The sequence below is a fragment of the Micromonospora sp. NPDC049175 genome (genome assembly GCF_043197345.1).
Lineage (GTDB): Bacteria > Actinomycetota > Actinomycetes > Mycobacteriales > Micromonosporaceae > Micromonospora.
Genome location: NZ_JBICSY010000009.1, coordinates 33807 through 59328, shown reverse-complemented (window position 1 = coordinate 59328; position 25522 = coordinate 33807). Strand labels below are relative to the sequence as shown.

Here is a 25522-nt window from a genome sequence, read left to right as displayed (position 1 = left end):
GTGATGCCAAAGGCCGCACCGCGTCAGACCTCATCAGCCGGCGCGCAGCTCCCAATCGGGATGCAGGGCTGGACGGCCGAGCGTGCGCCAACTTCCCGTTATGTTGCCAGGTTGATGCCGATACGGCCGGCGAGCAAGCGCAGCTCGTCGGGGATGGCTCGACGCTGGGCGCGCTGCGCCAGCGTCACCACGGCATCGCGGGCGAGAGGGTTGATAGCGAACGGGATCGGTGCTGCTTGCTCGGCCTGCACGAACGCAGCGAGGGCCTCGACGTCTCGGCGACCGCCATCCGCCAGGGCGCGACCGAGGTCGAGCCAGTAGGACTGCTGGCGGATCGACGCTGCAAGCAACTGGGGTCGGACCGTCCGAGACAGCTCAATGACCCGGCCGGACTCGCCCTGCTCAGCGGCGATGGACATTTCCCAGAGCCCCACGTTGGTCGGCCCGAACCCACAGCCGTTGAAGCCGGCCCCGTCGACTGGATCCCCGAGCGTTGCCGCCTCGCGTGCTGCCTCGGCAAGGTGATCGCGAGCTACGTCCAAGCGACCGCTGACTGTCGACGTCAACGCGGCCGAGAGGTGGAGTTGTCCGAGCATCTGTCGTACCCGCTCGTCGGCGGCGTCAGCTTGTAGCTCGGTCAGTGAGCGGTCCGCAGCACGGGCCGCGACCGATGCGGACTCGATCGGCAGGCTTTGCGCATAGGCGAAGCGTGACGCTGCGATCCATGCCGGGTCTTCGGTGTCTTCGGCGACCGTCCCAGCGAGCCGGGCGGCGTTGAGGGCCAGGTGACGGTAGCCGAGGTTCCGCAGGCAGGTGGCGGCTTGGTAGGCGACCTGGACGAGCACGGTGCCGCCCACGGCGGCGGCTTCCAGCAGGAGGTTGGGCAGCATGCGAGCCATCGCCGGGTAGTTGCACAAGGTGCGGAGCTGCTCGGCGCGAGCAATCTCGGTCGTCAGGCGTTCTGTTGTGTATGTCGGCGGGCGGCGCTCGCCGTCCTCGATCTCGATCAGGGCCGACCAGATCGCCGGTACGCATTCGGCGGCGCTCTCGCGGGCCGGATCGCCGGACTCGGTGCCTTGACCTAGCAGGTCGGCCACCGTGACCTGGAGTGCGGCAGCGAGAGCGACCAGAGTGGACCGGCGGTCGATAGTCTTGCGACCCGACTCGACCTGCGACACGTACGACTGGGTAACGCCAGCAAGTCCAGCGAGGACAGCCTGGGCCATTCCGCCCCGGCGCATCCGCCAGTACCGGATCCTTGCACCGATGGTGTCCGGCTTCTTACCCATGCTTTCACCTACACCTCAGTTAGAGGACTGGGATAGCAGCCACAAGGCTCCACCCCACAGGGTGGACGGTACACCAATTCAGTGTCGCAGCGGCGACACTAAATTCCACAAGAGAGTCGTACGTGTACCTCATTCAGGCAGCCCCCGGAAGGCCTGGTTCTCATCGCTGGTTGGATCCGACGGGACCGCGCCCTGCGGACGACAACGCAGCGCCTCAGGCAGCAACCGCCTTAATCCGACCGTGCCGGAATGGGGCTACTCGTCAAATCAATCGATTGCGGCTACCCGGCACTAGTGGCTCGATACTCCGCCAAGGGCGATGCCGGCAGGATACTGACGCCCAACTAGTTCCCATAAGAATTATGACTGAGCGTTAGACAGCCAGACTGTCCAAGTTGCGACGAATGCGAGTTTCCGGGCAGCGCATGTGGCACTAACCTTCCTTGCAGAGGGGCCACTGCCTGACGTTTTTCCGACAATATTGCTCATCGCACGACCAGCGGACTGTGCAGTGCAGTGAAGCAACAAGGGCACCATGCCCCTGGCTTGCGCTGCCCAAGGGCGACTGCCGCGACCACGAACCTCCCGAGAGCCCCGACTCCGCCGCGCAAGTTCGGACGAGGGTGTCTCATCGACTCTTGCGCCGCACCCAACGATCCTGGCAAATTACAGACTCAAGGAATCTGTCGAGCCGCAGCGAAGGGCCTATGCATGAGCAAGTTGCACGTTCGTCATATTCGCGAGGCACTGGAGCGTTCTTATGCTGGATTAATCGACTTCTCGGATGTGGGTGACGCGTCGGAGGCACACAAGTCCAAGCTATTCCTCACCCGCGCACTCGCCGCGTTCGCTATCCAGCGCTTTACAAATCTAACGCCGAATGAAGCGGCCGAGACAGTAGTGGATGGGAGTAACGATAACGGCATCGATGCCATCTTTATTGACCGGACGAACTCTCGCGTATTCCTGGTACAGTCGAAGTGGGACGGAAATGGCACAGGGACTATCGGATTGGGCGACTCCAGGAATTTCATTGCTGGTTTTCGTGATCTCACCAACGAGCGCTTCGACCGCTTCAATCCGAGAATTAAAGCCATGCAACCGGAGATCTCCGAGGCGCTCAGTGACTACGATATTCGGTTCACGCTAGCTGTAGTCACAACCGGATCCACCGAGCTAGCTAAACCAGTTCAAGAAGTATATGAAGACTTCTTACAGGAAATGAACTATGGTAATGAGACTTACGCCGAGACCGAGATAATCGGGCTCCAAGACCTACACGCAGCCGTTGCGCAGGGAACGTCGGGCAGCAGCATCGACCTCGATTTGACTCTCGAAAGCTGGGGGACCATAAGTGAACCGTACGAAGCCTATTACGGGATAGTTGGAGCCCCAGTAATTGGTGAGTGGTATGAGCGATACGGGGATCGCCTGTTCGCGAAGAACCTCCGCAACGCACTGGGAAACACGCTGGTCAACTCGAACTTGATAGAAACCCTCACATCAGAAACCGATCACTTCTGGTATTTCAACAACGGCGTAACAGTATTGTGCGACAGGGTTCGGAAAAACCAGCGTGGAGCAAACACCCGAAACTTCGGCCACTTCTCTTTGACCGGAGCAAGCGTGGTTAACGGGGCACAAACTGTGGCGAGCATTAGCAATGCGCTGCGCAGAGCGAGCGATAAGGTAGAAGGTGCGCGGGTCTGGGTGAGATTCATCTCTCTCGAAGGCTGTCCGCCGGACTTCGCAACAGCAGTCACCAGAGCAACGAATACCCAGAACACCGTTGAGAGCAGAGATTTCGTAGCACTGGACCCTGAGCAGGGTCGCCTCCGAACCGAAATGCTCTTGTCGCTTCAAAAAACCTATGCCATCAAACGGGGAGATCAGCCGCCCACTCTAGCCACCGGCTGCACTATAACCGATGCCACGGTGGCGCTCGCCTGCGCTTCTCGGGATCCAAACCTCGCCGTGCAGGCAAAAAGCACAATTGGCCGATTGTGGGAATCTACCGAGAAGCCTCCCTACTCGATATTATTTAATCCCAGCGTGACCGCCTATAAGGTTTGGCGAACCGTCGGAGTTCTTCGAGCAGTGGATGCTTCACTGGCAAAAGAAAGACAGATCCGCGACGGACGGGCACGGGCAATCGCCGTTCAAGGAAATCGGATAATCGCACACCTTGTCTTTCGTCAGATCGACATGTCCCGCATTGACAGCCCCGATGAGAATTGGGAAAAACAACTGGAGTCCGTGTCCGACTTAACCCGCACCGTCCTCAACTTGCTAACTCAACATGTCGAGGATGCCTACGGCAACAACTACATCACAAGCCTGTTCAAAAATGCTACCCGATGTCGAGATCTTGTAGATCGTGTTCGCAATGACCTGGCCGGCTCGGCCAGTCGAGACTTGAACGAAATCTGAGCCCGCTGAGCTCCAACCGCGCCGACGGCACTGCCGCGCAACGTCGATGCCTGCCAAATCGCTGATTCATGGCACGAAGATAAGCGCCTACGATCGCAATAGCGCTAACTGGCTCCCGTGCTGCGCACTAAGAGTACGCAGCACGGGCCGGGAGGCTAGGTGCTCATCGTCCAGGAAACGTTTCGCCGACGCTGAACCTCCATCGTGCAAGGCCTACGGCGGTTCGAGCTGTCGAGGCCCGGCACCCCAAAGTCACAGCGCCACGATCGCCGCAGTCTCCGCAGGCAACTGGATCCGGTCCCGCATCACCGTGACCCCCTCCCCCGTAGCCAGCAACACCCGCCGAGCCACCCCAGGCAGCGACACCCCCTGCCCCCGCCCAGCCAGGTTCGCGACAACAAGCGTGTCCCCCCGCCGCATCACCAAAAACTGGTCCCCATGCTGCACCGAAACCTCCTGCAACCGAGGATCCGACAGGTCAGGGCACGACCGCCGCAACTCAATCAACCGCTGGTAGAACGCCAGCATCGAAGCATGCTCAGGCTTGTCCAGCTCCGCCCAGTCCAACCGCGACCGCGTGAACGTCTCCGGATCCTGCGGGTCCGGCACGTCCCCCTCCGGCCACCCGTGCGAGGCGAACTCCCGCCGCCGCCCGCTACGCACCGCAGACGCCAACTCCGGCTCCGGATGCGACGTGAAGAACTGCCACGGCGTAGAAGCAGCCCACTCCTCCCCCATGAACAACATGGGAGTGAACGGCGCGGTCAGCAGCAACGTAGCCCCGACCCGCAGCAACGAAGGCGACAAGGAGGCAGAGATCCGATCCCCGGTAGCCCGATTCCCGATCTGGTCATGGTTCTGCAAATAGGCCACGAACCGGTGCCCCGGAACCCGAGGATCAACCGGCCGCCCATGATGACGGTTCCGGAAGCTCGACCAGGTGCCAGCGTGGAAGAACCCACCCGTCAGCACATCGGACAACGTTTCGAGGGAGCCGAAGTCGCCGTAATACCCCTGCCGCTCGCCGGTAAGGAGCGTGTGCAGCGCGTGGTGGGCGTCGTCGTTCCACTGCGCGTGCAGCCCGAACCCGCCCGCCTCGCGCGGCGTGATGAGCCGCGGGTCGTTGAGGTCGGACTCGGCGATGAGCGACAACGGCCGCCCGACGTGCGTCGACAGCGACTCGACGGCAATCGCCAGCTCTTCCAGGATGGGCACCGCCCGCGAGTCGTGCAGGGCGTGCACAGCATCCAGGCGGAGGCCGTCGACGTGGTAGTCGCGCAGCCACATGAGGACGCTGTCGATGATGTAGCGGCGTACCTCGTCGGAGTGCGGGCCGTCCAGGTTGACCGAGCGGCCCCAACTGTTGCTCTGCTCGGCGAGGTAGGGCCCGAACTGCGGCGCGTAGGCCCCGGAGGGCCCGAAATGGTTGTAGACGACGTCGAGGATCACCCCCAGACCGCGAGAGTGGGCGGCGTCGACGAACCGTTTCAGGCCGTCGGGGCCACCGTAGGGCTGGTGGGGGGCGTACCAGCAGACGCCGTCGTACCCCCAGTTGTGTTCGCCGTTGAAGGCGTTGATCGGGAGCAGCTCGATCAGGTCGACGCCGAGTGACACCAGGTGGTCGAGGCGGTCGATGGCCGCGTCGAAGGTGCCCTCCGGGGTGAAGGTGCCGATGTGCAGCTCGTAGAGGATGCTGCCGGGCAGTTGCCGGCCCGTCCACGAGGCGTCGGACCACCCGAAGGCCGAGTGGTCGTAGCGGCGGCTGGGCCCGTGCACACCAGCAGGCTGCCACGGTGACCGGGGGTCGGGCAGCGGGGTTTCGTCGTCGTTCAGCAGAAAGGAGTAGTCGAGGCCGGCATCGGGGACGTCGACGCGCCACCAGCCGTCGGCGGCGGCGCGCATCTCGTGGTCGGCGTCGCCGGTCAGGCGCAGTCGCACGCGGGTGGCGTCCGGTGCCCACACGGAGAATTCGGTCATGACGCAGCCTCCACGGCAGCGGTGGGAGGAGCCAGCAGTGCGACGGGATAGTCGGACAGAAGGTCGTCCAGAGGGGTCTCCCCGCCACTGTAGACCCGACCGGTGAACAGGTCGGTCACCTCGTTAACGGGAAGCGACAGCGCGGTGTCGCACCAGCCACCGGCGCGTGCCAGGCCCAGCGGCAGCCGGGTCGCCACGGTGATCGCGCCGCCCCGGTCGAACGCCACCGCGTGCCGCCCCAGCCGCCCGTGCGCCGGCACCGGCCGGTAGCCGGTGAACAGCTCCGGGTGCGCCCGCCGCAGGCGCAGGGTCCGCGACACGACGAGCAGCTTCGCCGCTCCGTCGGTGTCGATCGGGGGACGCCAGCCGCCGTCGAGGCGTGCCAGCAGCTCTCGGCGTACGTCGAAGTCGACCGGGCGGCGATTGTCGGGGTCGACGAGGGAGTTGTCCCACAGCTCGGTGCCCTGGTAGGTGTCCGGGACGCCGGGCATGGTGAGTTGCACGAGTTTCTGCCCGAGGGAGTTGCTCCAGCCGGCGGGGGTGATGGCGGCGGCGAGCTCGGTCAGCTCGTCGTGCAGGCTCGGGTCGTCGTACATCAGGTCGATGAGCGCGTGCATGGCCTGCTCGAAGGCCGGGTCGGGGTCCGCCCAACTGGTCGAGGCCGCGGCCTCCCGGGCGGCCTTCTCGGCGTACGCGTGCAGCCGTTCCCGTTCGATCGGCCACGCGCCGACGGCGGTCTGCCAGAGCAGGTGGGCGAAGGACGGGTCGGGCAGCGGGGCGTACTCCATCCAGGTCTTGACCTGCTCGGCCCAGCGGCCCGGCAGCTCGCTGAGCACGGCGAGGCGGGCGCGGACGTCCTCGCCGCGTTTGGTGTCGTGGGTGGAGACGGTGGTCATGCTGGCGGGCCAGCGGACCTGTTGGGCGGCGGCGAAGCGGTGGAACTCCGCCGGCGGCACCCCGAAGTGGGCGGGGCTGCCGCCGACCTCGTTGAGCGCCACGAACCGGGTCCACCGGTAGAACGCGGTGTCCTCCACGCCCTTGGCCATCACCGCGCCGGTGAGCTGCGGGAACCGTTGCGCCAGCTCGTCGTTGGGGTCGCGCAGTCGGCGGGTGACCGCGTCCAGGGCGCCGGCCAGGTCGGGGCGGCGGCGGCCGGCCTCGGAGCGGGCGGCGGCGAGGTGCCGGGCGCCGTGCGGCGGGTAGCCCCGGTAGACCTCGAACGCGGCGGCCAGCTCGGCGAGCGCCACGCGGGCCTGCGCGGTGGGCACCTCGGGGGCGAGCGCGGCCAGCCGGGTCAGCTCGGCGGCGAGCAGCTGTGTGGCGGCGGCCAGCTTGGTGGCGTGGGTCAGGTCCTCCCAGGAGGTGCGGCGCCCGACGAGGTGGGTGTCCAGCACCGTGAAGTCACCCTCGGCGTCGGTGTCGACGAAGAGGCCGTTCACCGCGGCCAGTGCCTCGTAGCCGGTCGTGCCGTCCACCGGCCAGTCCGGCAGCTCCTCGCCGTACTCCAGGATCTTCTCCACCACGAGCCAGGCGTCCGGCGCCGCGGCCCGCAACCGGGCCAGGTAGCCGCCCGGGTCGCGCAGGCCGTCCGGGTGGTCGACGCGGATGCCGTCGACCTCGCCGGCGGCGGCCCAGCGCAGGATCAGCTCGTGGGTGGCGGCGAACACCGCCGGGTCCTCCACGCGCAGACCCGCCAGGCCCGCGATGGCGAAGAACCTGCGGTACGTCAGCTCGGCGTCACCCCGCCGCCAGGAGACCAGCTCGTAGCGCTGCCGGTCGTGCACCTCCCGCGCGGTGCCGTCGCCGGTGCCGTCGGCGATCGGGAAGCGGTGCTCGTGGTAGCGCAGCTCGTCGTCGACGACCTTGAGGTCGTCCAGGGCGGCCGGGTCGTCGGCCAGCACCGGGAGCAGCAGCCGGCCCCGGTCCCAGTCGATGTCGAACCAGTCGGCGTACGACGAGTCGCGCCCCCGGCGCAGCACGTCCCACCAGGCCGGGTTGGCCGGCGGCACGGCGACGCCCGCGTGGTTGGGCACGATGTCGACGACCAGGCCGAGGTGCTTGTCCCGCAGCGCGGCCAGCAGTCGTTGCCGGGCTGCCTCGCCGCCCAGCTCCGGGTTGACCGCCCGGTGGTCGACCACGTCGTAGCCGTGCTGGGAACCGGGGGTGGCAGCCAGCAGCGGGGCGGTGTAGAGGTGGCTGACGCCGAGGTCGGCGAGGTAGTCGACGATCGCGGCGGTGGCGTCCAGGTCGAAGCCGGGGCGGACCTGGACGCGGTAGGTGGCCTTGGGAGGGGTGGGGGCCATGTCAGATCGTCCTCTCCAGCACCACGAGGGACCGGTCCGGCACCCGGATGGTGCCGCCCGCGCTGATCACGGTGGCGTCGCCCGGTTCGGGTTCGGCCGTGCTGATCACCCGTTCCCACTTCTGGCCGTACTCGGAACCGGGCATGGTGAAGTCCAGTGGCGCGTCGTGGGCGTTGAAGCAGAGCAGGAACGAGGCGTCGTGGTGTTTCTGGCCGTACTGGCCGCGCTCGCGGATGCCCTCGCCGTTGACGAACAGCGCCACCGAGCGGCCGAAGTCGTTGCCCCAGTCGTCGCCCGTCATCTCCCGCCCGTCCGGGGTGTGCCAGGCCAGGTCGGGCAGCGGCTCGTCGATGCCGCGCCCGCCCACCGGCAGGCCGGTGAAGAACCGGCGGCGGCGGAACACCTGGTGCCGTTTGCGGAACGCGGTCAACGTCTGGACGAACTCCAGCAGTTGCTCGTCGACGTTGTCCCAGTCGACCCAGGCCAGCTCGCTGTCCTGGCAGTAGACGTTGTTGTTGCCGTGCTGGGTGCGGCCCAACTCGTCGCCGTGGCCGATCATCGGCACGCCCTGCGACAGCATCAGGGTGGCCAGGAAGTTGCGCCGCTGCTTTGCGCGCAGGGCGAGCACCGCCTCGTCGTCGGTGTCGCCCTCGACGCCGCAGTTCCAGGAGCGGTTGTGGCTCTCGCCGTCGCGGTTGTCCTCGCCGTTGGCCTCGTTGTGCTTGTCGTTGTACGACACCAGGTCATTCAGCGTGAACCCGTCGTGCACGGTGACGAAGTTGATGCTGTGGAACGGGCGGCGGCCGTCGTCCTGGTAGAGGTCGGCGGAGCCGGAGATGCGCGACGCGAACTCGGCGAGGGTGGCCGGCTCACCGCGCCAGAAGTCCCGCACGGTGTCGCGGTATTTTCCGTTCCACTCCGTCCACAGCGGCGGGAAGTTGCCCACCTGGTAGCCGCCGGGGCCGACGTCCCACGGCTCGGCGATCAGCTTGACCTGGCTGACCACCGGGTCCTGCTGGACCACCTCGAAGAACGTCGACAGCCGGTCCACCTCGTAGAACTCGCGGGCCAGGGTGGCCGCCAGGTCGAAGCGGAAACCGTCGACGTGCATCTCGGTCACCCAGTAGCGCAGCGAATCCATGATCAGTTGCAGGGAGTGCGGGCTGCGCACGTTGAGGCTGTTGCCGGTGCCCGTGTAGTCGACGAAGTAGCGGCGGTCCTCCTCGCTGAGCCGGTAGTAGCTGGGGGCGTCCACGCCCTTGAAGCTCAACGTGGGGCCGAGGTGGTTGCCCTCGGCGGTGTGGTTGTAGACCACGTCGAGGATGACCTCGATGCCGGCCGCGTGCAGCGCCTTGACCATGCCCCGGAACTCCTGCACCTGCTGGCCGGTGCGGCCCAGGGCCGAGTAGCCGTGGTGCGGGGCGAAGAACCCGATGGTGTTGTAGCCCCAGTAGTTGCGCAGCCCCAGGTCGCTGAGGCGGTTGTCGTGGATGAACTGGTGCACGGGCATCAGCTCGATCGCGGTCACCCCGAGCTGGGTCAGATATTCGATCATCGGCGGGGAGGCGATGGCCGCGTACGTGCCGCGCAACTCCTCCGGGATGTCCGGGTGGCGCATGGTCAGCCCGCGCACGTGCGCCTCGTAGATCACCGAGTGGTGGTAAGGGGTGCGCGGTGGCTTGTCGTTGCCCCAGTCGAAGTACGGGTTGACCACCACCGACTTCGGCATGAACGGCGCCGAGTCGGTCTCCGACATCTTCTCCGGCTCGGCCATGTCGTAGTCGTAGACCGCCGGGTCCCACTGCACGTCACCGTCGATGGCCTTCGCGTACGGGTCGAGCAGCAGCTTGTGCGGGTTGCAGCGCAGCCCGTTGGCCGGGTCGTACGGGCCGTACACCCGGTAGCCGTAGCGCTGCCCCGGCTCGATGCCCGGCAGGTACGCGTGCCACACGTAGGCGTCCACCTCACGCAGTTCGACGCGGCGTTCCGCGCCGGTGTCCCACTCGTCGAAGAGGCAGAGCTCGATCCTGTCGGCCACCTCGGAGAAGATGGCGAAGTTGGTGCCCATCCCGTCGTAGGTGGCGCCCAGGGGGTACCGCTCGCCCGGCCAGACCTGCATGTTGCTCCTTAGACCATGGTTGTGCCCGCACCGGCCGACGCATGCCCGCGCGCACGCACGTAGTGCCCCCGCTCCGGGCGCGCCAATCCATCCTTTCAGGCGACGGCTGAAAACCACCTGTCTGATGCGCACTACACCCTTCAGGTGTCCTCCGTCACGATGACCGCTTTCGAGGTGCGTTTGGCGGCCCGATGCACTTTCCTTGATCGGGGACAAGCGTTCGCGCGGGTTCCGACTGGCCCTTCGCCACCCCTTACACCTCACTCCGCCGCCACTGACGCCGGCGTATCACCATGCATGGACGGAGATTGATGTGACCCTGCGGGTCGACGAGCAGCACACAGCCACCAAGGACCGGGCCCACCGGCCCACCCTGACCTCCCGGTCCCCGCTCCCGACCCAGCCCGGTCACACCGCGCAGCCCGGCCTCTCCGCGCAGCCCGGCGCGACCGTGCCGGCGCAGCCCGGCCCCGGGGTGCCCCCGCAGACCCGTCGCATCCTGATGCTGTCCTGGGAGTACCCGCCGGTGCTCGTCGGCGGCCTCGGGCGCCACGTGCACGCGCTCTCCGTCGCCCTCGCCGCCGCCGGCCACGAGGTCACCGTCGTCACCCGCCACACCGACGGCGCACCCATGGAGGAGTACGCCGACGGCGTCCGCATCCTGCGCGCCCCCGAAGACCCGGTCACCTTCCCCCTCGCCACCAGCTCCCTGCTGGCCTGGACCATGGCCTTCAACCACACCCTCACCCGCACCGCACTACGCGCCACCCAGGCCGGCAGCTACGACGTCATCCACGCCCACGACTGGCTCGTCGCCCACACCGCGATGACGTTGCGCGACCACCTGGACATCCCGCTGGTCAGCACGATCCACGCCACCGAGGCCGGCCGGCACCAGGGCTGGCTGCCCGAGGAGATGAACCGCACCATCCACGGCGTCGAGCAGTGGCTCACAAGCGAGTCCGGCCGGGTGATCGTCTGCTCCGGTTACATGCGCGACGAGGTGAACGCCCTGTTCGACGTACCGACCGCTCGGGTCGACGTGGTCGCCAACGGCGTCGAGCCGCACCGCTGGCGGGTGCCGGCCCGCGCGGTGGCCGCCGCCCGCGCCCGGTTCGCCGGGGACGGCCAGCTCGTCACCTTCGCCGGCCGCCTCGTCTACGAGAAGGGCGTCCAGCACCTGATCGCCGCGCTGCCCCGACTGCGCGAGCGGCACCCCGGGCTGCGCGTCGTGATCGCCGGCGACGGCCCGTACCGTGCCGAGTTGGAGGCCGAGGTGCACCGCCGTGGCCTCGGCGGCATGGTCACCATGCCGGGCTTCCTCGGCGGCACCGAGCTGCCGGCGTTGATGGCGGCGTCCGACTGCTTCGCCGTGCCGAGCATCTACGAACCGTTCGGCATGGTGGCCCTGGAGGGTGCCGCAGCCGGCGCGCCCCTGGCCGTCGCCGCCACCGGCGGCCTCGCCGAGATCGTCGAGCCGGGCGTCACCGGCATGACCTTCCGCCCGCACGACCCCGACGGGATCGCCGACGCGGTCGACGCGCTGCTGTCCGACCCCGACCGGGCCCGTGTCATGGCCCGCCGCGCCCGCCGGATGGTCCACGACCAGTACGGCTGGTCGGCGATCGCCCAGCGCACCGCCGCCAGCTACGCCGCCGCCATCCACCACGACGCCGCCTTCACCGCCGAGCGCGCCGAGCAGCGGATGTCGCGGGGTCGCGCCCTCCCGGCGCTCCCCGAGGGCAACCTCCTCGCCGCCGCCGGCCTGCGCTAAGGCCGCACGGCGCACGGCGCACGGCGCACGGTGCTTGATCGACTCGGCTTTCCGGAAGTCGGGGTGTCCGCCAGCGTGATCAACTCGCCTTTCTGAAAGTCGGGCCATCCACCGCAGCGGGATACCGCGACATCATGAAAGCCGAGTCGATCAAGCGGAGCACACCGCCGGGACGACGACCGAGTCCACCGGGGAGTCGCCCGGAAAGGCCGCAGGCCGCCGACCCGGAGGGGTCGACGGCCTGCGGTGGTGCCGGGGACGAACGGTCAGCGATCGGCGAAGGGGACGTAGTCCCGCTCGGGCGCGCCGACGTAGACCTGCCGGGGACGGCCGATCTTGGTCTCCGGGTCGCTGATCATCTCGCGCCACTGGGCGATCCAGCCGGGGAGCCGGCCGAGCGCGAAGAGCACCGTGAACATCTTCGTCGGGAAGCCCATGGCCTTGTAGATCAGGCCGGTGTAGAAGTCCACGTTCGGGTAGAGCCGACGGGAGACGAAGAAGTCGTCCGCGAGGGCGATCTCCTCCAGCTCCATGGCGATGTCCAGCAGCGGGTCGGGCTTGGCCATCCGGCCCAGCACGTCCTGCGCGGCCTTCTTGACGATCGCCGCGCGCGGGTCGTAGTTCTTGTAGACCCGGTGGCCGAAGCCCATCAGCTTGACGCCGTCCTCCTTGTTCTTGACCTTGCGAACGAAGGAGCGGACGTCGTCGTCACCGGCGTGGATCTGCTGGAGCATCTCCAGCACCGCCTGGTTGGCGCCGCCGTGCAGCGGGCCGAACAGCGCGTTGACGCCGGCGGAGACCGAGGCGAAGAGGTTGGCGTTGCTGGAGCCGACCAGGCGCACGGTCGACGTGGAGCAGTTCTGCTCGTGGTCGGCGTGCAGGACGAACAGCATGTCCAGCACCTTCGACATCACCGGGTCGACCTCGTACGGCTCCGCCGGCACGCCGAACGTCATCCGCAGGAGGTTGTCCACGTACCCCAGCGAGTTGTCCGGGTAGAGCAGCGGCTGCCCGATGGACTTCTTGTAGGCGTACGAGGCGATGGTGGGCACCTTCGCCATCAGCCGGACCGTGGAGATCTCCACGTGCTCGGAGTCGAACGGGTCCAGGCTGTCCTGGTAGAAGGTGGACAGGGCGCTCACCGCGGACGACAGCACCGCCATCGGGTGGGCGTCCCGGGGGAAGCCGTCGAAGAAGCGACGCATCTCCTCGTGCAGCAGCGAGTGCCGCCGGATCCACTCGGTGAACTCGGTCAGCTGCTGCTCGGTCGGCAGCTCACCGTAGATGAGCAGGTAGGAGACCTCCAGGAAGGAGGACTTCTCGGCCAGCTGCTCGATCGGGTATCCCCGGTAGCGCAGGATCCCCGCGTCGCCGTCGATGTAGGTGATCGCCGATGAGGCAGCCGCGGTGTTGACGAAACCGGGGTCGTACGTCGTCATCCCGGTTTCCTTCAGCAGCTTGCTCACCCCGATACCGGCGGGGCCCTCGACCGCGGAATGTACCGGCATCGACAGCTGCCCACCGGGGTGATCGAGCTTGACTTCCGTCATGTGGTTCCTCGCTTCGCCGGCAGATCTACGTTGAATTGCCTTCGCTTCTACCGTAATTGCGGCTCGGGGGACAACGCCCGCCGTGGTTCGGCGGTGAGGCATGCGTCACCCGATTCCCGACCGCGCCACCGGGAAACCCCTCATCCCAGTACCCGAGACCGGCTCAGGACAGGGCGAGGCGTCGCAGCGTACCGTCCGTCGCGACCTGGAAGACGTCGAGCTGGTTGCTCCCGGCGCGGAACAGCTTGTCGTCGCTGAGCAGGGCGGCGAACCGACGTCCGCCGGGGTCGGGTGGCACCACCGGGACGACGGCGCCGATCCGGCCGTTGACGGCCACCGCCAGCAGCGTGCCGTCCGGGATCCGGTCCGGGACGTCGCCCCAGACGAGCGCCGGGAGGGTGCCGGTGTCCGGGTCCGTGGCCGTGAACGCGGGCAGGTCGGCCACCCGGGCGTTGCCGCCGGCCGGTCCGGCGCGGACCTCGGTGCCGACCAGGGGGTGCGGTGTCGGCAGCGGCGGCGGGGCGGGCACCCCGCCGGGGAAGGTGAGCGGAACGCCGGGGCGGTCGTAGAAGTGTTTCGTGCCGTCGGTGCGGGGGGCCTGCCGGGCGGAGCGGCCGTCGACCCGCCAGGGCAGCCGGAGGTTCGCCTCGTCGGCCACTGTCGGCAGCAGGTCGACGTGTTCCCAGTTGCGGTCGTCCACCCGCCCGGCCTGCTGTCGGGGTTCCTTGACGAACATCGGCACCCAGGCGACCTCACCGGCGGCGGCCTTGATCGCGTCCAGGCCCCGGCCCTGCGCGCCGGGGCGGAAGCTGACGCCGTGGTCGGCGGTGACCACGACGAGGGCCTGGTCGTAGAGGCCGCTGGCGCGCAGCGTCCGCAGGGTCTCGCCGATCAGCCGGTCGGTGTAGCCGAGTTGGGCGAGGTGGCGCTGCCGGGCCAGCTCGATCCAGCCGGCGCCGTCGTTGGGCAGGTCCTCGGGGGCGTCGTAGCGCGCCCCGGAGGGCAGGTACGCCCACGGCGAGTGCGGCATCAGCAGGTGCAGGAAGTGCAGGGTGGGTCGGGGTGTCGGCCGCAACCCGGCCAGGAAGCTGGTGAACCGGGCCGGTTGGTTGTCGTCCAGGCTGTCCCAGCGGAACGTCGGGTCGGCCGGCACCGGTTCGGCGGCGTCCAGGCCGGCCTCGGCCCGGGTCTGCTCCCGGTAGGAGTCCTCCGGGTCGACGGCGCTCTCCGTCGGCCCGGCGAGCTGGCCGAGCAGCCTGCCGGTCTGCCGGGCCAGGACGCCGAGCCCCTGTTCGGGGGCGACCGGTCGGTCGCAGCGGCTGGGCGGGCACAGTCGGGTGATGCTCTCCTCGGCGCGGATGTCGTACAAGCCGCCGAAGGCGGTGAAGATGTTGTCCGGGTACTGCGTGTAGTGCGGGGCGACCGGCTTGGCCGGGTACCGGCCGGTGAGCATCGCGGGCAGCGCGTTGGGGGTCCAGCCGCTGACGCCGGTGGCGTTGCGGTACCAGGTCGAGCCAGCGGCCAACTCGGCGAAGTGCGGGTACCTCGCGGCGTCGATCCGCCCGTCCGCGCCGAGCAGGCTGACCAGCGGCAACTCGTCGAGGATCAGCATGACCACCGGGGGGTGCACGCCGGTGCCCTGCGCGGTGCCGGCGACCCCGCCGTCGCCGCGCGGCAGCACCACCGCCGAGGTGGGTGAGACGAACAGGAAGAGCGCCACGAACGCCACCGGCCCGGCGGCGGCCAGTCGCAGCACGCGGCCCAGCGCCCGCCACCGCCGGTGTGCGGCCGCGCCGCCGGCGCCGGCCAGCACGGCCACGAGCAGCAGGGGTACGCCCCGAAGCGGCGTCACGTGTCGGCCCACCTGCACGGCGAGGGCGGCGAGCAGCAGCCCGACGAGCCCGGTGTGGGTGACGGCGCGGGCGGTCCGGCCGGCCAGTCGACTGAGCGCGCCGAGCAGTGACACCACGCCCGTGGGCAGCACCGTCACCAGGGCGGTCAGCAGCAGGATCTGGGTCGGGTCGGCGCGGTGGAAGAGGAAGAAGTCGGGGCTGCGGCCGAGCACATCCAGCAGCGGCTGGGTGACGACGAGCCCGACCAGCGCGGCCACCTCCAGCAGCCGGCCCAGCTCGCCCCGCCAGCCCCGAGCCCACCGCCCGAAGGCCGCTGGCGGGTCGGCGGCGGCCGGGTCAGCCACCCACCACCGTCCGGTAGAGCGTGCGGGTGCCCGAGGGCAGTTCCAGCCGGTCGGTGATGCGGCCTCGGGCGGCGAGCAACGCCTCGAAGGTGTCGCGCCGGTAGTCCGGGAAGAGGCCGGCGGGCTTGTTGGCGAGCAGCCGGGTCGCCATCGGGTCCTCCGGCCCGACGAACTCCACCACCACCGCGCCGCCGGGCGCGGTCAGCCCGGTCAGCCAGTCGACCACCTCCGGCAGCGGCACGTTGCGCCCGATCGCCAGGTGGTGCACCACGGCCAGGGCGAGCACCACGTCGGCGCAGGCCCGCGCGGCGAAGCCGGCCCGCTCGACGCCCCGCCAACCGCCGCCGGGTGACGGGTCGGCGAGGTCCAGCACCAGCGGCAGGATGCGGCGCTGTCCCTCGGCGCGCAGTTTCCGGTACAGCGCGTCGACCACCGCCGGGTCCTGTTCGACGGCGACCACGTAGTCGGCGTGCCCGGCGGCCAGTCGGGAGTACCGGCCGTCGTTGGCGCCGAGGTCGAGCACCAGGCGGGGGCGGGTGCCGGCGGCCACCGCGGCGGCGACGAACTGCTCCTTCGCCACCCGGTCGCGGGCCGAGTAGCCGCAGGTGTGCTGGTAGTCCGACCAGTGGCTCTCCGCCGGGCGATGGTCCAGCTTGCGGACCAGTTTCTGCATGCCGCGGACGGTGGCCAGCAGCAGCTCCCGGGAGAAGCCGGCGGCCCGTAGCTGGTCGCGGACGTCGGTGGTGCTGGCGGCGGCGTTGCGGCGCTGCATGGCGCCGTGCAGGTGCAGGTGGGTCAGCACGCCGGGGCGCAGCCGGCGGGTCCCGCCGAACAGGGGTCGGAGTTCGTCGGCCTCGATGCCGTCGACCCGGGCGCGCAGCCAGGGTTGGAAGTCGACGCCCAGGTGGGCGGTGAGCATCAGCGGATAGAGCACGGTCTGGCAGAACTGCCGGTAACCGGCCCACGGCTCGTCCTCGCGGACCGGCTCGAAGGAGCCGATGTCGATGAAGACCGGCTCGGCGCCGCGCCACTGCAGGTTGTACGCCGAGCCGTCCTTGGTGGTGAAGCCGTCGGCGAGCGCGGCGGACAGGATCTCCAGGTGCAGCAGGGCGGCGTCGCGCAGCATGCCGAACGACCACTCGTACGGGTGGGAGACGAACGGGATGCGCTCGTGGCGCAGCACGGCGGCCCAGGGTGCGCCGGTCGCGGCGGGCACGAGTGTCGACGGGGCGTCCTCGGTGGCGCAGATCTTGCGCGCGGCGACCAGGGCCGGGAAGAACGTGCTGCCGGCCAGGGCGCGCCAGTGCTCGGCGGCCTGCGGGTCGAGCCCGCGCAGCACCTCGTCGCCGACGTGGAAGACGCGGTTGGCGGGGTCGCGGAAGGAGGCCGGCTCCTGTCGTACCTCGGTGGGTGAGATCGCCATCGTGGGGACCGGCCCGCTCACCGCTGGTCGGTCGGTTGCCGGCGGAACCTGTCGACGAGGCGTCGCCAGTAGAGCTTGGCGGCGACCGCGGCGCCGGCCACCCCGCCGACGACGGCCTGCACGATCAGGCTGCCGGATCCCGCGTCCAGGTAGGCCAGATGTATCACCGATCGCTCCTTGCCCTCGCCCGTCCCGACCCCGGTCCCAGGCGTACACCATGAGGCTTTTGACCCAGAAAGCCGGACTTGTCCCTCACCGTACGCCGCTCGTCATCGCCGTCGCGGGCACATTCGCGGACTCCCAGCCTCGCCACAGAATGTGGTCGAAACGCCCCACCGCGCCGGTACGCTGCGGACGTGCGCTGGATGATCGTGGACGCCCCGCTGGACTCCTCCGGCGCTGGGCGCGGCGAGGAACGGGCACCGGCCGCGCTGCGCCGGGCCGGCCTGCACGACGCCCTTTCCGCCGACGACGGCGGGCAGATCGACGAGGCCCGGTTGCGCGACCCGATCCGAGATCCGGCCAGCGGGGTGATCGGCGCCGCGGGCCTGGTCCGGGCCGGTGGCGCGATCGCCGCGCGGGTCGGCGCGATCCTGGCGGACGGCCGTCGACCGCTGGTGCTCGGCGGGGACTGCGCGATCCTGCCCGGCATCTGCCGGGCCCTGCCGCCGAAGACCGAGCTGTGGTTCGTGGACGCCCACCCGGACTTCCTCGACGGCGCGACCTCACCGACCGGTGAGGCCGCCGACATGGACCTCTCGGTGCTCACCGGGCACGGCCCGGCCGCCGCCGTCGGCCCGGACGGCGCGCTGATCGAGCCGAGCCGGGTCCACCTGCTCGGGCACCGCCCGGCCAGCGACGAGAGCAGCCGGGTCGAGGCGGCCCGGATCGACCCGGCGATCCACCAGGTGAACGCCGCCGAGGTGCTGCGCCGGGGCGCCGCGACGGTCGGGGCGGGCCTGGCCACCGACTCCGACGGGCCGGCCTGGCTGCACCTCGACCTGGACGTGGTGGACCCGCGGGATCTGCCCGCGGTGACCTACCCCGAGCCGGACGGGTTGCGCTGGGCCGACCTGATCGCGCTCGTCACCCCACTGGCCCGTGCCGACCGGCTGCTCGGGATGAGCGTGACCGACCTGAACACCGACGAGGACCCGGACGGGCGTCACACGCGACGCGTCGTCGAGGTCCTCACCGGGATGCTGGGCGGCTGACCCACACCTGCCCCGCGAGCCGATCAGGTGTCCGCGCTGGCATGGGGCAACCGGACGGTGAACACGGTCCGGCCCGGAGCGCTGTCCACCGCGACGGTGCCGTGGTGGGCCTCCACCACGGCCGCGACGATCGCCAGGCCGAGGCCCGTGCTGCCGTGCTCCCGGGACCGGGAGCTGTCGCCGCGCGCGAAGCGTTCGAACATCTCCGGTCGCAGCTCCGCCGGCACCCCGGGTCCGTCGTCGGCGACGGTGAGCACGGCGTTGTCGGCGTCGACGGCGAGCGTGGTGACGACCGTGCTGCCGGGCGGGGTGTGCACCCGGGCGTTGCCGAGCAGGTTCGCCACCACCTGGTGCAGCCGCGCGGCGTCGCCGGGCACCCGGATCGCCACCTCGGGCAGGCCGAGCTGCCAGTGGTGGTCGGGGCCGGCGACGTGCGCGTCGCTGACCGCGTCCACGAGCAGGGCGGTCAGGTCGACCGGGTCCGCCGCGAGCGGCCGACCGGAGTCGAGACGGGCCAGCAGCAGCAGGTCGTCGACGAGGCGTGTCATCCGGGTGCTCTCCGACTCCACCCGGCGCAGGGCGTGCGCCACGTCGGCGGGGACCTCGTCGCGCCCGCGCCGGGCCAGCTCCGCGTAGCCGCGGATCGCCGCGAGGGGCGTCCGCAGCTCGTGGCTGGCGTCGGCGACGAACTGGCGTACCCGGGTCTCGCTGGCCTGCCGCGCGGACAGCGCGTCGGCGACGTGGCCCAGCATCCGGTTCAGGGCCGCGCCGACCTGGCCGACCTCGGTACGCGGGTCGGTGTCCGCGGTCGGGACCCGGACGGCGAGCGCCACCTCGCCGCGGTCCAGGGGCAGTTCGGTGACCCGGGTGGCGGTGGCGGCCACCCGGTTGAGCGGGCGCAGCGTGGCCCGCACGATCAGCGCCCCGGCCGCGCCCGCGAGGAGCAGCCCGACGGCGACCACCCCGGCCTGCGCGGCGAGTTGCCGCCGGACGGTCTCCCGCACGCCGGCCAGCGGGACGGCGACGACGCGTACCCGGCCGTCCCAGTACTGCCGGGCCACCGCCCGGTAGTCGCCGCGGGCGCCCAGGTCGACGGTGCGCGGTCGGGCGTCGACCGGCAGGTCGGCCAGCGCGGCGACCTCCCCGACCGCGACGGTCTGCTCGTCGGGGAACGGGTCGTCGCCCGACGGGCTGTCGGTGAGGGTCCGGGCGCTGGTCACCCGGCCGCCGGTGATCTCGGCGACCACCGTGCCCGACGGGGACCCGGGTGGGATGGCCGGGCCACTGCCCGGGAACGCCGGCCGTCCCGGACGCTCACCCCGCAGGACGGTGGCGGGCGCCAACTCGGCGTCGATCCGGGCGATCAGGACGTGCCGCAGCGCCACTGTGGTGAGGCCGGCGACGGCGACGCTGACCACCGCCAGCAACGCGACGAGGGCAAACACCAACCGGGTACGCAGGGAACGGCCGGCCAGCCACCGGCGGGCGGCGCGCAGTGGGCGGAGGTTACTCGGCGGGCTTGAGGACATAGCCCGCACCGCGCAACGTGTGGATCATCGGCGCCCGACCGGCGTCGATCTTCTTGCGCAGGTACGAGATGTACAGCTCCACCACGTTGGCCTGGCCGCCGAAGTCGTAGTGCCACACCCGGTCGAGGATCTGCGCCTTGCTGAGCACCCGGCGTGGGTTGCGCATCAGGTAGCGCAGCAGCTCGAACTCGGTAGCGGTGAGGGTGATCAGGTGGCCGTCGCGGCGGACCTCGTGGCTGTCCTCGTCGAGGCTGAGGTCACCGACGGTGAGGACCGCGTCCTCCCGGGCGGCGACGGCGAAGCCGGAGCGGCGCAGCAGCGCGCGCAGCCGGGCGATCACCTCCTCCAGGCTGAACGGCTTGGTCACGTAGTCGTCGCCGCCCACGGTCAGGCCGGCGATGCGTTCCTCGACGGCGTCGCGGGCGGTCAGGAAGAGCACCGGGACGGTGGGGGCGTGCTCGCGCAGCCGGCGCAGCACCTGGAAGCCGTCCAGGTCGGGCAGCATCACGTCGAGGACAACGGCGTCCGGCTGGAACTGTCGGGCGGTGCTCAACGCCGCCATGCCGTTGCCGGCGCTGCGGACCTGCCAACCCTCGTAACGCAGCGCCATCGACAGCAGGTCGGTGAGCGTCGCCTCGTCGTCGACCACCAGCACCCGGACGGGTTCGCCGTCGGGGCGACGCAGCTCGATCCGGCTCGGCGCGGTCTGCCCGTGTGTGACCATGGCGCCCATCGTGGCCGCGACGTCTGTGCCACGCCCCTGCGGGAGCTGTGTGCCAGCTGTGCGGCCGGCCCGACCCGACGCCGGCGTCGCCACCGGTCAGCACCGCCTCGTGGTCACTCGGACACCCCGTACGCGTCGGTGCGCACGAACCGCATGCTCCAACCGCCCGCGTCGTCGGGCCGGTCGCGTTCGTAGAGATGGTCCGGGCCGGGCTGCACCGGACCGGTGCCGTCCGGGTGCCGCATGATCCAGCGCGGTGGTGGGGCGCCGTCCGACCCGGCCGGCAGGAGGCGGACCAGGCCGTCCGCTGGCCCGCCGACGAAGCGTACGGTGACCTCGCTCATCGCGGCGTCCCCCTGGGTGACCGTGCCGGCACAATCGGTGACGCCGGCTCTGGCTCGCAAGCTACCGCACCGGCCGCCGTCGGCGCAGCGCGGTACGCGCGCCGATCCCCCCGAACACCGCTGCGGTTTGCCCAGCTTGGCGCTCGGGTACCGCGACCGGAACACCCGCCGTCGGCGGAGCGAGGGCGAGGAGTGGTCGATGCGCACACTGGACGGGCGGTATCAGCTCGAGCAGCGCATCGGCGTGGGCGGGATGTCCGAGGTGTGGCGGGCGCACGACCAGGTGCTGGACCGGACGGTCGCGGTGAAGCTCATCCTTCCCGGTCCGGACGACCAGGACGGCCGGCACCGCCAGGGCGGCCCGGTGGACCGGATCCGCGCGGAGGCCCGGTCGGCCGCCCGCCTGGTGCACCCGAACGTGGCGAGCGTGCACGACTTCGGCACCGCCTCGACCTGGCCGGGTCGGGCCGTGCCCTACATCGTGATGGAGCTGGCCGAGGGTGAGACGCTCGCCGCGCACCTGCGGGCCGGGCCGCTGGACTGGCGGATCGCGGTACGGGTCTGCGCGGAGGTCGCCGCGGCGCTGGCCGCCGCACACGCCGAGGGCATCGTGCACCGCGACGTCAAGCCCGCGAACGTCATGCTCACCCCGTCGGGCGTGAAGGTGCTCGACTTCGGCATCGCCATCCCCGCCGGCGCACCCGATCCGACCCCGACCGGGATGGTGTTGGGCACCCCTGCCTACCTCGCGCCCGAGCAGTTGGAGAGGGCGCCGGCCACCCCCGCCTCCGACATGTACGCCCTCGGCGTGGTCCTCTACTACTGCCTGACCGCACGTCTGCCGTACCACGCGAGCACCAGCACCGAACTGCTCGGCGTACGTCGCAGTCAGCCACCGGAGCCGCTGCCCGAGATCGACGGGCTCCCGCCGGAGGTGGCCGAGTTGTGCCACTCCTGCCTGGCCGACGATCCCACGCTGCGCCCCAGCAGCATGGTCGCGGCGCTGCTGCTGGCCGAGGCCGTGGACGCCCGGGTGTACGTGCCGATGGCGATCTCGACGCCCCGCCGGCCGGCGCCGACGTCGCCGTGGACCGAACGGGCCGCCGCCGAGGCGACCGAGGCGGTGGTCCTGCTCGACGAGCCGGAGGCGGCCTCCGGGCGCTGACCGCGGGCGCGACGGCGCGACGGCGTTTCGGCGGACGGCTGAGCGCGGGCGCGGCGTTTCGGCGGGCCGTTGACCGCGGGCGCGACGGCGTATCGGCGGGCGGCTGAGCGCGGGCGCGGCGTTTCGGCGGGCCGTTGACCGCGGGCGCGACGGCGTTTCGGCGGGCGGGGGCCGGGTAGGCGACCTGCCGAGCGACGGGAGAACCGCGATGTCGGATCCGAGTTCCTGGCTGCGTGAGGCCACCGCGACCGCCGAGGGCGGTCACGTACGCACCGACGATGGCGGGCTCTCCACCCCGCTGGCGTCGCCACTGGCGGCGCACTGCACGGGGCTGCGACCAGAGCAGTTGCTGGCCGCCGCCTTCGCGTCGTGCCTGCACCACGCGGCGGTGGAGGCGGCCGGGGAGATCACCGACGAGGCGCACACCGTGCAGGTGCGCGCGGAGGCGAAGCTGGGGCGTGACGACGACGGTCTCTACCGGGCCGACGTGCACGCCTCGATCTCGTCGGCCGGCCTGAGTCGAGATCAACTGGCCGACCTGGTGGAGTACGCGGACCGCCTCTGGCCGTTCTCCAGCGGCGACACGAGCCGCCATCGGCTGACCGTCACGCCAGCGGAGAACGGTCGACACTGAGGTCCGGCCCCACTCGACCGCCGCCGCCTGATGATCGTGCTCGATCCTGGTTGTAGTGGCATCGATCGTGGTTGAGGCCCCTATTTCCAGGATCGAGCACGATCATGCGGCGGGGCGAGGTGAGGGCTGGCCGTTCGGTGGATTCGACATCGGGCGATCGGGGGACCCTGGGTTCTGCCTGGATTCTCGGCGGTCGGCCCGCAGGCGTGACCGTCATCGGCCGGCTAATCGGGAATAACCGTCTAGTCCCATCAGAGAGGATTGGGCGGTCTGCTGAGGTCTGGTGCGTGAAGTCGGCACGATCTGGGCAAATTGTGGCGCAGGCCACCGTACGGACAGGCGATATCGAGCAATTGGGTCTTTAACCTCGTCAGGTGCATCCCGACGACCCCTCCGACCAGAAGCTGACCGACACGCGCCCGACCACCCACCCGGGCGACGTCGCATCAACCGAACGGACGATCGGCCGGCACCGCGTCCCCGAACCGCCCCGGCGTCCCCTGCTCGGCTCGATCCCGATCCGGATAGCCCTGGCCACAGGCGTCACCTGCTGCCTCAGCCTCGTCGCGGTCGCCACCGCCCGGGGCGACGGGGACGACCCGATCCGCCCCGTGGAGCCACTCGCCGAGGCGGTGGCCGATCGCGCCGCCATCGCCGACGAGCGCGCCTCCCGGTCGCTGGATCGTGACCTCGCCCCCGCGCGGATCCTGCCCAGCCCGACGGCGACGCCCACCCCCGCGCCCACCGTCGCGCGCAAGGCCCCCAAGAAGCCGGTCAAGCCCCGCCGACCCCGCCCGGTCGCCGGCCTCGATCAGGCCCAGATGGACAACGCGAAGATCATCGTGGACGTCGGCCTGGACCTGAAGATGCCCCGCCGCGCCCTGGTGGTGGCTCTGGCCACCGCCATGCAGGAGAGCAACCTCTACAACCTGGCCAGCGACGTCCTCCCCGAGTCGGCCGACTACCCGAACCAGGGCAGCGGCTCCGACCACGACTCGCTCGGGTTGTTCCAGCAGCGGCCCAGCAGCGGCTGGGGCACGGTGGCCGAGCTGATGCGCCCGTCGTACGCCGCGCGGGCCTTCTACAGCGCGCTCAACGAGATCCCCGGCTGGCAGGACATGAGCGTCACCGCGGCCGCCCAGGCCGTGCAGATCTCCGCCTACCCCGACGCGTACGCCCAGCACGAGGACCGGGCGACCACCGTCGCAGCGGCGCTCACCGCCTGAGCCGACAACTCCTCAGTGCCGGCCGGACGGCGGCTCCGCGCCCGCGTCCAGGCCGCCGACTCCGACCCGGCTCCCCGGTACGCCGGCAGCCGCGGTCGACGTGTCGACGGGCACCTGGTCCTCCGTCACCTGACCGAGGATCTCGTCCACCCGTGCCGCACCTCGCCGTCGGGCGTACAGCGCCGCCTCGACGTCGCGCCGGGCCCGCACCGCCTCCTCGTACGCCCGCTCGCGCACCTGCTGTGCCTCCGCGCGGGCCTCGTCCAGCTCGGCACGGGCCTGGGCCAGGATCTCGGCGGCGGTACGCCGCTCGGCGGCACCGGCATCCCGGGGGACGGCGGTGTCGCCGAGGTCCAGCCGCTGGAGAAGGCCGCTGAGCCACGCCGCCTCCTGCCGGACCTCGTCCCACTCGCCGGTGGCCCCGGCGACGCCCACGGCGCGCGTCGCGAGCCGGGACAGCCGGATCCCCAACTCGTCCAGGCAGGAATCGACCTGCCGCACGTCGTAACCGGTCTCAACGATGGAGAACCTCATCCCGTCGCCCCCCAGGCAGCCGCTGTTACTTCCCCTCCTGGATCCTCGGCCGCGACCGCGACGACCGAGGAGGTTCGGGAAAAATGTTCAGCATGCGCGCACGGGGCCCGCGTCAGACGCGCTTGGGCAGCACGACCACCCGGCCGAAGAACTCGTCGATGCGGCGGACCACGTCGTTGAAGTCGTCCAGGTCGATCGGCTTGGTGACGTACGCGTTGGCCTGCAACGTGTAGCTGCCGACGATGTCGGTGTCGGCGTTGGAGGTGGTCAGCACCACGATCGGGATGGTCCGCAGGTCCTCGTCCTGCTTGACCGCGCCGAGCACCTGCCGGCCGTCCATCCGGGGCATGTTCAGGTCGAGCAGGATCACGTCGGGCCGGCGGGCCTGCTGGTGCCGGCCCTCGGCGCGGAGGAACTCCATCGCCTCCTCGCCGTCGCTGACCACGTCGATGACCTTGTCGACGTCGGAGTCCGCCAACGCCTCCTCGATCATCAGTACGTCACCGGGGTCGTCGTCGACGACCAGGATGCGTACCGGCTGCGGGCTGTCTGCGCCCATCACTACCTGCCTCGGGTCGGCGGGGACGGGACCTGACGGTCACCGCGTTGGCGGGGAAATCTAGCCCATCAGGAGGCGGTGCGGGACGCGGGGTCGACCGATTCCGGTTCGTAGCGCAACACGTCGGCCAGGCCGGTCATCCGCAACACCCGCTCGACGCGGCCGTTGGCGCCGACGAGCCGAAGCCACCCCCCGTCGGCCGCGGCCTGATTGTCCCCCCGGACGAACACGGCCATCCCGGTGGAATCGCAGAAGGTGAGGTCGGTGAGGTCGAGCAACACCCGGGACTCGCCAGCGGCGATGAGCCGGTCGATCGCGGCGGTCAGCTCCGGGGACGTGCTCATGTCCAGCTCACCTGCCAGACGCAGGCAGGCGCCACCGCCGTCGCGCTCGACGTTGCTGACGCGGAACGTCACCGTACTCCCCCTCGCTCCACCCGCGGGTGGACATTTGCGGTGCGGCAAGTATACGCAGGGTCGCCCCGCGGACCGCAGCGCGCGGTGATCGACAGCGACGTGGGCGAGTGGGCGC

The 25522-nt window shown here is 70.3% G+C and carries 20 protein-coding genes; 6 read left to right on the top strand and 14 right to left on the bottom strand.

Features of this window, described 5'->3' with window-relative positions:
• Positions 1–98 precede the first annotated feature (98 nt).
• Complete coding sequence (locus ACGFH8_RS28990) at positions 99–1289, bottom strand: helix-turn-helix domain-containing protein (protein WP_393373205.1); 1191 nt, start codon at positions 1287–1289, stop codon at positions 99–101.
• Between the two features lie 711 nt (positions 1290–2000).
• On the opposite strand from ACGFH8_RS28990, the gene ACGFH8_RS28985 reads away from it, so the two are divergent.
• The gene (locus ACGFH8_RS28985; RefSeq protein WP_393373203.1) at positions 2001–3719 is read left to right on the top strand and encodes an AIPR family protein; all 1719 of its coding nucleotides are present in this window, start codon (positions 2001–2003) and stop codon (positions 3717–3719) included.
• Between the two features lie 252 nt (positions 3720–3971).
• Here ACGFH8_RS28985 and treZ read toward each other — a convergent pair whose 3' ends face one another.
• Genes treZ through glgX form a run of 3 tightly spaced genes read right to left on the bottom strand, consistent with a single transcriptional unit; the run spans position 3972 to position 10118 of the window.
• Positions 3972–5696, bottom strand: coding sequence for a malto-oligosyltrehalose trehalohydrolase (gene treZ, locus ACGFH8_RS28980; RefSeq protein WP_393373200.1), 1725 nt, complete (start codon positions 5694–5696; stop codon positions 3972–3974).
• Complete coding sequence (treY, locus tag ACGFH8_RS28975; protein ID WP_393373197.1) at positions 5693–7999, bottom strand: malto-oligosyltrehalose synthase; 2307 nt, start codon at positions 7997–7999, stop codon at positions 5693–5695. The genes treZ and treY overlap by 4 nt, the downstream gene beginning before the upstream one ends.
• A gap of 1 nt (position 8000) precedes the next feature.
• Positions 8001–10118, bottom strand: coding sequence for a glycogen debranching protein GlgX (glgX, locus tag ACGFH8_RS28970; RefSeq protein ID WP_393373194.1), 2118 nt, complete (start codon positions 10116–10118; stop codon positions 8001–8003).
• A gap of 502 nt (positions 10119–10620) precedes the next feature.
• On the opposite strand from glgX, the gene ACGFH8_RS28965 reads away from it, so the two are divergent.
• The gene (locus ACGFH8_RS28965; protein WP_393373585.1) at positions 10621–11892 is read left to right on the top strand and encodes a glycosyltransferase family 4 protein; all 1272 of its coding nucleotides are present in this window, start codon (positions 10621–10623) and stop codon (positions 11890–11892) included.
• Between the two features lie 266 nt (positions 11893–12158).
• On the opposite strand, the gene ACGFH8_RS28960 is transcribed toward ACGFH8_RS28965, so the two are convergent.
• From ACGFH8_RS28960 to ACGFH8_RS28945, 4 genes are all read right to left on the bottom strand, one after another.
• A complete protein-coding gene (locus tag ACGFH8_RS28960) occupies positions 12159–13442 on the bottom strand; it encodes a citrate synthase (protein ID WP_393373191.1) in 1284 nt (427 codons plus the stop codon).
• Between the two features lie 163 nt (positions 13443–13605).
• Entirely contained in the window at positions 13606–15639 is a 2034-nt protein-coding gene (locus ACGFH8_RS28955; protein WP_393373189.1) for a sulfatase-like hydrolase/transferase, read from the bottom strand.
• Positions 15632–17062 (bottom strand): class I SAM-dependent methyltransferase, encoded by a 1431-nt coding sequence (locus ACGFH8_RS28950; protein WP_393373582.1) that lies wholly within the window; start codon positions 17060–17062, stop codon positions 15632–15634. The genes ACGFH8_RS28955 and ACGFH8_RS28950 overlap by 8 nt, the downstream gene beginning before the upstream one ends.
• Positions 17063–17079: 17 nt before the next feature.
• On the bottom strand, positions 17080–17229 hold the full coding sequence (locus ACGFH8_RS28945; RefSeq protein ID WP_007459587.1) for a hypothetical protein: 150 nt from the start codon (positions 17227–17229) through the stop codon (positions 17080–17082).
• A 198-nt stretch (positions 17230–17427) separates the two neighbouring features.
• Here ACGFH8_RS28945 and ACGFH8_RS28940 point away from each other — a divergent pair, with 198 nt between their 5' ends.
• Positions 17428–18276, top strand: coding sequence for an arginase family protein (locus ACGFH8_RS28940; RefSeq protein ID WP_393373579.1), 849 nt, complete (start codon positions 17428–17430; stop codon positions 18274–18276).
• Between the two features lie 23 nt (positions 18277–18299).
• On the opposite strand, the gene ACGFH8_RS28935 is transcribed toward ACGFH8_RS28940, so the two are convergent.
• The 3 genes from ACGFH8_RS28935 to ACGFH8_RS28925 all read right to left on the bottom strand — a co-directional run bounded on the left by ACGFH8_RS28935 (position 18300) and on the right by ACGFH8_RS28925 (position 20873).
• Positions 18300–19805 (bottom strand): sensor histidine kinase, encoded by a 1506-nt coding sequence (locus ACGFH8_RS28935; RefSeq protein WP_393373186.1) that lies wholly within the window; start codon positions 19803–19805, stop codon positions 18300–18302.
• Positions 19783–20538: a response regulator transcription factor gene (locus ACGFH8_RS28930; protein ID WP_393373184.1), complete on the bottom strand. Its 756-nt coding sequence runs from the start codon at positions 20536–20538 to the stop codon at positions 19783–19785. The genes ACGFH8_RS28935 and ACGFH8_RS28930 overlap by 23 nt, the downstream gene beginning before the upstream one ends.
• Positions 20539–20642: 104 nt before the next feature.
• A complete protein-coding gene (locus ACGFH8_RS28925; protein WP_088947960.1) occupies positions 20643–20873 on the bottom strand; it encodes a hypothetical protein in 231 nt (76 codons plus the stop codon).
• A 199-nt stretch (positions 20874–21072) separates the two neighbouring features.
• Here ACGFH8_RS28925 and ACGFH8_RS28920 point away from each other — a divergent pair, with 199 nt between their 5' ends.
• The 3 genes from ACGFH8_RS28920 (at position 21073) to ACGFH8_RS28910 (ending at position 23898) form a co-directional block, all read left to right on the top strand.
• Complete coding sequence (locus ACGFH8_RS28920; protein ID WP_393373182.1) at positions 21073–22038, top strand: serine/threonine-protein kinase; 966 nt, start codon at positions 21073–21075, stop codon at positions 22036–22038.
• Between the two features lie 208 nt (positions 22039–22246).
• Positions 22247–22672 carry an OsmC family protein gene (locus tag ACGFH8_RS28915; protein WP_393373180.1) on the top strand — a complete coding sequence of 142 codons (426 nt, stop codon included), beginning with the start codon at positions 22247–22249 and terminating at the stop codon, positions 22670–22672.
• A gap of 374 nt (positions 22673–23046) precedes the next feature.
• Positions 23047–23898 (top strand): hypothetical protein, encoded by an 852-nt coding sequence (locus ACGFH8_RS28910; protein ID WP_393373177.1) that lies wholly within the window; start codon positions 23047–23049, stop codon positions 23896–23898.
• 12 nt (positions 23899–23910) lie between these two features.
• Here ACGFH8_RS28910 and ACGFH8_RS28905 read toward each other — a convergent pair whose 3' ends face one another.
• The 3 genes from ACGFH8_RS28905 to ACGFH8_RS28895 all read right to left on the bottom strand — a co-directional run bounded on the left by ACGFH8_RS28905 (position 23911) and on the right by ACGFH8_RS28895 (position 25407).
• Positions 23911–24432, bottom strand: coding sequence for an ATPase (locus tag ACGFH8_RS28905; protein ID WP_393373175.1), 522 nt, complete (start codon positions 24430–24432; stop codon positions 23911–23913).
• A gap of 112 nt (positions 24433–24544) precedes the next feature.
• Positions 24545–24991 (bottom strand): response regulator, encoded by a 447-nt coding sequence (locus tag ACGFH8_RS28900; RefSeq protein WP_145782537.1) that lies wholly within the window; start codon positions 24989–24991, stop codon positions 24545–24547.
• 68 nt (positions 24992–25059) lie between these two features.
• Positions 25060–25407 (bottom strand): STAS domain-containing protein, encoded by a 348-nt coding sequence (locus ACGFH8_RS28895; protein ID WP_393373172.1) that lies wholly within the window; start codon positions 25405–25407, stop codon positions 25060–25062.
• Positions 25408–25522: the final 115 nt, after the last annotated feature.

Bases quoted from the DNA above. Each gene is read 5' to 3' on its own strand.
- ACGFH8_RS28930 (WP_393373184.1), bottom strand. From the start codon at position 20,538: ATGGGCGCCATGGTCACACACGGGCAGACCGCGCCGAGCCGGATCGAG.
- glgX (WP_393373194.1), bottom strand. From the start codon at position 10,118: ATGCAGGTCTGGCCGGGCGAGCGGTACCCCCTGGGCGCCACCTACGAC.
- ACGFH8_RS28915 (WP_393373180.1), top strand. From the start codon at position 22,247: ATGTCGGATCCGAGTTCCTGGCTGCGTGAGGCCACCGCGACCGCCGAG.
- treY (WP_393373197.1), bottom strand. From the start codon at position 7,999: ATGGCCCCCACCCCTCCCAAGGCCACCTACCGCGTCCAGGTCCGCCCC.
- ACGFH8_RS28925 (WP_088947960.1), bottom strand. From the start codon at position 20,873: ATGAGCGAGGTCACCGTACGCTTCGTCGGCGGGCCAGCGGACGGCCTG.
- ACGFH8_RS28920 (WP_393373182.1), top strand. From the start codon at position 21,073: ATGCGCACACTGGACGGGCGGTATCAGCTCGAGCAGCGCATCGGCGTG.
- ACGFH8_RS28985 (WP_393373203.1), top strand. From the start codon at position 2,001: ATGAGCAAGTTGCACGTTCGTCATATTCGCGAGGCACTGGAGCGTTCT.
- ACGFH8_RS28960 (WP_393373191.1), bottom strand. From the start codon at position 13,442: ATGACGGAAGTCAAGCTCGATCACCCCGGTGGGCAGCTGTCGATGCCG.
- ACGFH8_RS28905 (WP_393373175.1), bottom strand. From the start codon at position 24,432: ATGAGGTTCTCCATCGTTGAGACCGGTTACGACGTGCGGCAGGTCGAT.
- ACGFH8_RS28965 (WP_393373585.1), top strand. From the start codon at position 10,621: ATGCTGTCCTGGGAGTACCCGCCGGTGCTCGTCGGCGGCCTCGGGCGC.
- ACGFH8_RS28940 (WP_393373579.1), top strand. From the start codon at position 17,428: ATGATCGTGGACGCCCCGCTGGACTCCTCCGGCGCTGGGCGCGGCGAG.
- treZ (WP_393373200.1), bottom strand. From the start codon at position 5,696: ATGACCGAATTCTCCGTGTGGGCACCGGACGCCACCCGCGTGCGACTG.
- ACGFH8_RS28990 (WP_393373205.1), bottom strand. From the start codon at position 1,289: ATGGGTAAGAAGCCGGACACCATCGGTGCAAGGATCCGGTACTGGCGG.
- ACGFH8_RS28950 (WP_393373582.1), bottom strand. From the start codon at position 17,062: ATGGCGATCTCACCCACCGAGGTACGACAGGAGCCGGCCTCCTTCCGC.
- ACGFH8_RS28935 (WP_393373186.1), bottom strand. From the start codon at position 19,805: ATGTCCTCAAGCCCGCCGAGTAACCTCCGCCCACTGCGCGCCGCCCGC.
- ACGFH8_RS28900 (WP_145782537.1), bottom strand. From the start codon at position 24,991: ATGGGCGCAGACAGCCCGCAGCCGGTACGCATCCTGGTCGTCGACGAC.